This window comes from Thauera phenolivorans, from assembly GCF_001696715.1.
Taxonomy (GTDB): Bacteria; Pseudomonadota; Gammaproteobacteria; order Burkholderiales; family Rhodocyclaceae; genus Thauera; species Thauera phenolivorans.
In genome coordinates this window covers 195,539-202,950 of sequence record NZ_MBFM01000005.1, presented here as the reverse complement: position 1 = coordinate 202,950, position 7,412 = coordinate 195,539, and the positions used below count along the sequence as shown (strand labels likewise).

The 7,412-nt window shown below is 72.0% G+C and carries 5 protein-coding genes; 2 read left to right on the top strand and 3 right to left on the bottom strand.

Annotated features, from left to right (window positions below):
• The 3 genes from BB334_RS18505 to BB334_RS14005 all read right to left on the bottom strand — a co-directional run.
• Nucleotides 1-708 (bottom strand): metallophosphoesterase family protein (locus tag BB334_RS18505; RefSeq protein ID WP_198531260.1); only part of this gene is annotated, 708 nt, incomplete at its 3' end.
• A 65-nt stretch (nucleotides 709-773) separates the two neighbouring features.
• Nucleotides 774-3,872, bottom strand: a complete 3,099-nt coding sequence (locus tag BB334_RS14010; protein ID WP_068809119.1) for an efflux RND transporter permease subunit — start codon at nucleotides 3,870-3,872, stop codon at nucleotides 774-776.
• Nucleotides 3,869-5,083: an efflux RND transporter periplasmic adaptor subunit gene (locus BB334_RS14005; RefSeq protein WP_068809118.1), complete on the bottom strand. Its 1,215-nt coding sequence runs from the start codon at nucleotides 5,081-5,083 to the stop codon at nucleotides 3,869-3,871. Before BB334_RS14005 ends, BB334_RS14010 begins: the two co-directional genes overlap by 4 nt.
• Nucleotides 5,084-5,207: 124 nt before the next feature.
• Between BB334_RS14005 and BB334_RS14000 the strand changes: the two genes are divergently transcribed.
• Together BB334_RS14000 and BB334_RS13995 are read left to right on the top strand one after the other, a co-directional pair.
• On the top strand, nucleotides 5,208-6,068 hold the full coding sequence (locus BB334_RS14000) for a Rossmann-like and DUF2520 domain-containing protein (protein WP_068809117.1): 861 nt from the start codon (nucleotides 5,208-5,210) through the stop codon (nucleotides 6,066-6,068).
• Nucleotides 6,069-6,164: 96 nt separating this feature from the next.
• Nucleotides 6,165-7,409 carry a nitronate monooxygenase gene (locus BB334_RS13995; RefSeq protein WP_068809116.1) on the top strand — a complete coding sequence of 415 codons (1,245 nt, stop codon included), beginning with the start codon at nucleotides 6,165-6,167 and terminating at the stop codon, nucleotides 7,407-7,409.
• Nucleotides 7,410-7,412 lie beyond the last annotated feature (3 nt).

Genomic DNA, 7,412 nt, shown 5'->3' with positions numbered 1-7,412 from the left:
CGAATACTTGAGCAGGGAGCCTGCATACTGGATGCGCTCGCCGCCGACCTGCTGCGGCCGGTGCAGGTGGCCGAGGGCGACATAGTCGAAGCCGGCGAACAGCTCCGCGCCGACCATGCCGCTGCCGCCCACCGACAGCGGGCGCTCCGACTCCGATTCGGCGCAGCCGGCGACGAAGGCGTGGGCGATGACCACCTCGCGCCGCCCGGGCACCGCGCCGGCGCGCACCGTGGCGAGCTGGGCGGCGAGCGCGGCATGGTGGTCGGCGATGGCGTCGGCGCCGAAGGCGGCGCGCACCACCGCCGGCTCGGCATAGGGCAGCGGCCAGATCGCCACCTCGCCGTCGGCGTCGCGCAGCACGACCGGCGCCATTTCGGCCGACACCGGCCCGCGCACGGTGAGCCCGGCGCCGCCGAGCAGGCCGGCGCCGAAGGCGAGGCGGTCGGGGCCGTCATGGTTGCCGGCGATCGCGATCACCGGGATGCGCAGCTCGCCGACGAGCTCGGTGAGCACCGCGTCGAGCAGGCGCACCGCCTCGGCCGGCGGCACCGAGCGGTCGTAGATGTCGCCCGCGACCAGCACCGCGTCGGGTCGCCGCGCGGCGGCGAGGCGGACGAAGTCGCGCAGCACCGCGGCCTGGTCCTCGAGCAGGGAGACGCCGTGATAGACGCGGCCAAGATGCCAGTCGGAAGTGTGGAGAAATCGCATGCGCATGAATCCGGGGTGGAGCAAGGGCGGGAGTATGCGTCTTCCGCGCGGCCGCGGCCACGCGCTCAGGCCGCTTGCGGCCTCGCCTCGCTGCCGCGTGCGATGAAAGCCTCCAGCATCGACAGCAGCGCGGGCACGAAGAACAGCACCAGCACCGCGGAGAAGCCGAGGCCGAAGGCGATCGAGGTCGCCATCGGCACCAGGAACTGCGCCTGCAGCGAGGTCTCGAACAGCAGCGGCACCAGCCCGCCGACGGTGGTCAGCGAGGTCAGCAGCACCGCGCGCAGGCGGCCGCAGGCAGCGTCGACCAGGGCCTGGTCGAGCGCCGTGCCGCGCGCGCGCAGTTCCTGGAACAGGCTCACGAGGATGATCGAGTTGTTCACCACGATGCCCGCCAGGCCGAAGAGGCCGAACATCGACAGGATGGTGAGCTTGATGCCGAGCAGCCAGTGGCCGAAGATCGCCCCCGCCAGGCCGAGCGGGATCGCCGCCATCACCACCAGCGGCCAGCTCCAGGAGGCGAAGGCCCAGACCAGCACCAGGTAGATCAGACCCAGCCCGAGGGCCAGCCCGCTGCGCATGTCGGCCATGGTCTCGCGCTGGTCGGCAGCGCGCCCCTCGAAGCTGTAGTCGAGGCCATGGCGCTCGGCGAGCGCGGGCAGGATGCCGCGCAGCAGCTCGGCCTGGATCGTGGCGACGTCGTTACGGGCGACGTCGACCTCCCCCGACACCTCGACCGCGAGCCGGCCGTCGGCGTGGCGCAGAGCCTCGAAGCCGCGGCGCGACTCCCACGCCGCCACCGAGGCGAGCGGGGCGAAGCTGCCGTCGGGCAGGCGCACGATCAGGCGCTCGAAGACGTCCAGCCGCTCGCGCTCGGCGCGCGGCAGCAGCACCCGCACCTCGAGCTCGTCGCGGCCGACCTGCACCAGCTGGGCGAGGCTGCCGTCGAACCCGGCGCGCAGCTGGCGGCCCAGGCTCTCGGTGGTGAGGCCGAGCGCCTCGCCCGCCGGGGTGAGGCGGTAGATCAGCTGCTCGCGGCCGAAGGGCATGTCGTCCTCGACCTCGCTCACGCCGGCGATCGCGTTCATCGTCTCGCCGAGTTCGAGCGCCGCCGCCTTCAGCGCGAGCGGGTCGTCGCCGGTCAGGCGCACGTTGAGGTCGCGCCCCGGGGGGCCGGACTGGCGCGCGGTGAAGGTGAGCAGCTCGATACCGGCGGCGGCCGCCGTCCTCTCGCGCCACCGGGCGAGGAAACGCTCGTTGCGCACCTCGCGCTGGTCGGGCGGCAGCAGCTCGACCACCATCGACGCGAGCTGGTCGCCGCTCGCCCCCGCGCCCTGGGCGCCGATCGTGCCACCCATGCGCGCCACCGCGGTCTGCACCAGCCCGCCGCCGAGCTCGGCCTCGGTCTCGGCCAGCGCGCGACCGAGTTCGGCGAGGAAGGCCTCGGTCTGCGCGCGCGGCGTGCCGGCGACGAAGGTGGCGTTGGCGTACAGCACCTGGCCCTCGGGGGTGGGGAAGAAGACGAAGCCGATGCGCCCGCCGGCGATGAGGCCGATGGCAAGGATCATCAGGCCGAGGGTGATCGCCACCGTGCTCACGCGCCAGCGCAGCGCGAGCTCCACCGCGCGCCGGAAGGGGCCGTCGCGGAAGCGCTCGAAACCGCGATCGAGGCGCTGGCGCAGGCCCGAGGCGTGCATGCCCGCTCCACCGAGCGCGTACTTGAGATGGGAGGGCAGGATCAGGAAGGTCTCGAGCAGCGCCGCCATGATCACCATCATCATGACGAAGGGGATGTCGCCGAGGATGTTGCCGATGATGCCGCCCACCATCATCAGCGGCACGAAGGCCGCCACCGTGGTGAGCGAGGCGGCGAGCACCGGCCACAACATGCGGCGTGCCGCCGCCAGCGCCGCCTGGCCCGGGTCGAGCCCGTGCTGGCGCTGGGTGTCGGACTCCTCGCTGACCACGATCGCGTTGTCGACGATCATGCCGAGCGCCATGATCAGCGCGAACAGGCTCATCATGTTGATCGTGCCGCCGAAGACGAGCATGAGGCCGAGGGTGGCGAGGAAGGCGGTGGGGATGCCGACCGCCACCCACAGCGCGATGCGCGCCGGCAGGAACAGATAGAGCACGATCACCACCAGCACCAGGCCGGACAGGCCGTTGTCGACCAGCAGCGAAATGCGGTCCCGGATCAGCTGCCACTGGGCATCGTAGACCTCGATCGAGATCGCCGCCGGCAGGGTCGGCAGGGTGCGTTCGAGCCAGCCCTCGAGCGCCTCGGCCGCCTTCAGCGAATGACCCGACTCGCTTCGCTGCAGCTGCAGCTCGACCACCGCGCCGCCGTCCATGGCGAGCGCCAGCTCGCCCGGGCGCGGCTCGCGCACGATGCTGGCGATGTCGCCGAGGCGCACCACGCCGGCCGCGTCGCTGATCACCGGCAGCGCGCCGAAGGCCTGCGCGTCGCGCCGCTGCTCGAGGCCGCGGATCTCGCGCGCGCCGTCGCGCTCGCCGGCGACCCCGGCGGGCACGTCGCGCGACAGCTGGGCGACCCGCTCGCCGACCTCGACCAGCGACAGGCCGAGGGTCTCGAGCGCCGCGCTCGGCACCTCGATTGCGATCCGCTCCTCGGGCAGGCCGGTGATGGTGACGCGGTCGATGCCGCCGGCGAGCAGTTCGCGCTCGAAGCGCCGCACCCAGGGTCGCAGCTCGTCGACGCTGTTGCCGCGCACCAGCAGGCGGGCGATCGGGTCGTAGCGCGACACCCGCGCCACCTCGGGCGCCTCGGCATCGCGCGGCAGGTTGCGGAACTCGTCCACCCGCTGGCGCACCTGGTCGAGCGCGAGCAGCGGATCGGTGTCTTCCCGCAATTCGACGGTGATGCTGGCCACGCCCTGGGCCGAGGTGGAGGTCATCTTCTTGAGGCCGTCGACCGTCTTCAGGCGCTCCTCGAGCGGATCGGTGATGCCGATCTCGACGTCCTCCGCCGAGGCGCCCGACCACAGCACCCGTACCGAAATCATGTCGAGCTCGAAGCTTGGGAAGAACTGCACGTTCATCCGCGTCAGGCCGAGCAGGCCGACGATGAAGGCGAGCAGCATCAGCACGTTGGCCGCGACGCGATGGCGCAGCAGCAGCTCGAGCACGCCGCGCTGCTTCATTCGCGTCGGCCCCTTGCGGGCGCGGCGGCGAGCGCCTCCAGCGCCTCGACCGCGAGGCCGTCGATCGCGTTCGGCAGGTGGGTGCGCATCACCGGCTCTCCGTCGCGCAGGCCGGGGACGCGCATCAGCAGCTGAACCTCGCCGCCTTCGCGACGCTCGCCGACGCGCTCGGCGGCGAGGCCCACCAGGCGCCCGTCACGCACCGCGTAGATGCGCTCGCCGCCGTGCAGGGCCGAGAAGGGCAGCACCACCACCCCCTCCGCCAGCGGGCGCTCGAGTACCGCATTGACGAAGGCGCCCATCGGCACCGCGGCCGAGTCGTCCACCCGCAAGAGCACGTCGACCCCGCGCGCGTCGGCCTCGCCGCCGATCCGCTCCAGCCGCGCGCGCAGCTTCCCGCCGCCGAAATCGGCCTCGGCCACGAGCGCGTCGCCGGCGAGCAGTGCGGTGCGCAACTCCTCGGCGTAGATCGCCGGCACCCGCGCGCGCAGGAAGAGCGCGTCGGACGAATACAGGCTCAGCAGCACCTGTCCGGGCTGCACCTGGTCGCCGGCGGCGACCTCCACGCGGCCGATGCGGGCGTCCACCGGCGCGCGGATCTCGCCGCGGCGCGCGTCGCGCTCGGCCTCGGCCAGCTTCGCCTGCAGCTGCGCCAGCCGCGCCGGATGCTCGGCGATCGCCTGCTCGCGCTGAGCGAGCGAGAGCTCGACCCGGGCCTTCTCCTCGCGCGCCTGGTCGTAGGTGGCCTCGGCACCGAGGCGGGCGTTCATCAGCTTCTCGAAGCGGGCGATCTTCGCCTCCGCGAGCGTGAGCAGGATGCGCTCCTGGGCGATCGCCTCGCGGTCGTGGCGGATGCGGATGCGCTCGCGCTCGACCTCGGCGCGCGCCTGGGCAACGCGCGGCTCGAGGTCGCGCGGATCCATTCGGGCGAGCAGCGCCCCCGCCGCCACCCGGTCGCCGTCGCGAACCGCGAGCTCAAGCACGCGCCCCGCCACCGGCGCCGCGGCGCGGATGCGGTCGGGCGCCTCGATGCGGCCGTAGATGACCAAGGTCGGGCGCGCGGCGACGGTGGCGGCCTCGACCGTGGCGACCTGCCACACGCGCTCGCGCGCCTCCACCGCCGGCGGCGCCGGCCGCGTCGCCTTGAGTGCCATGAAGCCGGCCACGGCGAGGCCGATGAAGAGGATGGGAAGCAGGCGGCGTCGGATCATCGGGGTTCCATTCGGGAGTCGGGCGGGGCGTGCGCGCGCCCACATATAAGTGGATGCTTACTTTACGCGAAGCCCCGGTTTCATGCGTCGCCTTCAGGGCGGCCCGGCAGCTTACAATCGCGCCATGGACCTGCCCACCCTGAATCTGGTCGGCCCCGGCCGGCTCGGCCGCAGCCTCGCCCGCCTGTGGTCCGACGCCGGCCTCGTGCGCATCGGCGCGGTGCTCGGTCGCGACCCGGCGAACACCCGTACCGCCTGCGCCTTCATCGGCGCCGGCACGCCGTACGCGCCGGGCGAGACGCTGCCGCCGGCAGGCCTGTGGCTGATCGCGACCCCCGACGACGTGCTCGCCGACACCGCACGCAGTCTTGCCGCGGCCGGCGTGCTGCGGCCGGCGGACATCGCCTTCCACTGCAGCGGCGCGCTCGCCAGCGAGGTGCTGGCGCCACTGCGCGCGCACGGCGCGCTGCTCGCCGGGGCGCATCCGCTGAAGTCCTTCGCCGACCCCGCCTCGGCGATCACCGGCTTCGCCGGCACCTTCTGCGGCTGCGAGGGAGACCCCGCCGCGCTCGCCGCGCTCGGGCCGCTGTTCGACGCGATCGGCGCGCGCCGCTTCCGCGTCGATCCCGCGCACAAGATTCTCTATCACTCGGCCGCGGTGCTCGCGTGCAACCATCTGGTGGCGCTGATGGACGCGGCGCTGCGCTGCATGGAAGGCGCCGGCGTGGAGCGCGACACCGCCTGGGCGGCACTGCTACCGCTGGTCGAGGGCACCGTCGCCAACATCGGCCGCAGCGGCACCGCCGGTGCCCTGACCGGACCGGTGGCGCGGGGCGACCGCGCCACGGTCTGCGCCGAGATCAACGCCACCGGCGCCCTCGACGCCGACATCGGCGCTGCCTACCGGGTGCTTTCGCTGCTCGCGCTGCGGCTCGCGCCGGCCGCCGCCGGGCTCGCGCGCGAAGACGTCGAGGCCGCCTGCTGAACGCCCGATGGCCCGAATCGCTGCCCGAAAAGCGTGTCCGGCAACGCTTCGCGGGTGATAATGTCGAACTGCGGTAATACAACGGACACTGACCGAATGAAGCGCGTAGACGATTTCCGGCTGACTCTTGGCAAGCATGAGCTGGTACCGATCATGGTGGGCGGCATGGGGGTGGACATCTCCACCGCCGAGCTCTCGCTCGAGGCCGCGCGCCTCGGCGGCATCGGTCACATCTCGGACGCCATGCTTCCGACCGTGTCCGACCGCCGGTACAACACGAAGTACGTCAAGAACAAGCTGCAGCAGTACAAGTTCAACGTCGCCAACACCGACAAGTCGGTGGTGCAGTTCGACCTCGGCCTGATCGCCGAGGCGACCGCGACCCACGTGCGGCGCACGATGGAGGCCAAGCGCGGCGACGGCCTGATCTTCATCAACTGCATGGAAAAGCTGACGATGAACAGCCCGAAGGAGACACTTCGGGTGCGGCTGAAGGCAGCGATGGACAACGGCATCGACGGCATCACGCTCGCCGCCGGCCTGCACCTCGGCTCCTTCGGCCTGATCGAGGACCACCCGCGCTTCCGCGACGTCAGGCTCGGCATCATCGTCTCCTCGCTGCGCGCGCTGCAGCTGTTCCTGAAGAAGAGCGCGCGCACCGGCCGCATGCCCGACTACGTGGTGGTGGAGGGCCCGCTCGCCGGCGGCCACCTCGGCTTCGGCATGGACTGGCCGGAGTACGACCTCGCCACCATCTTCGCCGAGATCCGCGACTGGCTGCGCGAGCAACAGCTCGACATCCCGCTGATCCCGGCCGGCGGCATCTTCACCGGCTCGGACGCGGTCGCCTTCCTCGAGCAGGGCGCGGCGGGCGTGCAGGTGGCGACCCGCTTCACCGTGACCACCGAGTGTGGCCTGCCGCCCGATGTCCAGCAGCACTACTTCAAGGCCGACGAGGACGACATCGAGGTCAACCAGATCTCGCCCACCGGCTATCCGATGCGCATGCTCAAGAGCAGCCCGGCGATCGGCTCGGGCATCCGCCCGAACTGCGAGGCCTACGGCTACCTGCTCGACGCCAACGGCAACTGCCAGTACATCGAGGCCTACAACCGCGAGGTGGCGGCGCATCCGGAGGCGAAGAAGGTGAAGGTCTCCGACAAGACCTGCCTGTGCACCCACATGCGCAACTTCGACTGCTGGACCTGCGGCCAGTTCACCTACCGGCTGAAGGACACCTCGGTGCGCGAGGAGAACGGCGACTACCGCATCCTGTCGGCCGAGCACGTGTTCCGCGACTACCAGTTCAGCACCGACGGCAGGATCGCCCTGCCCACCTGAGCG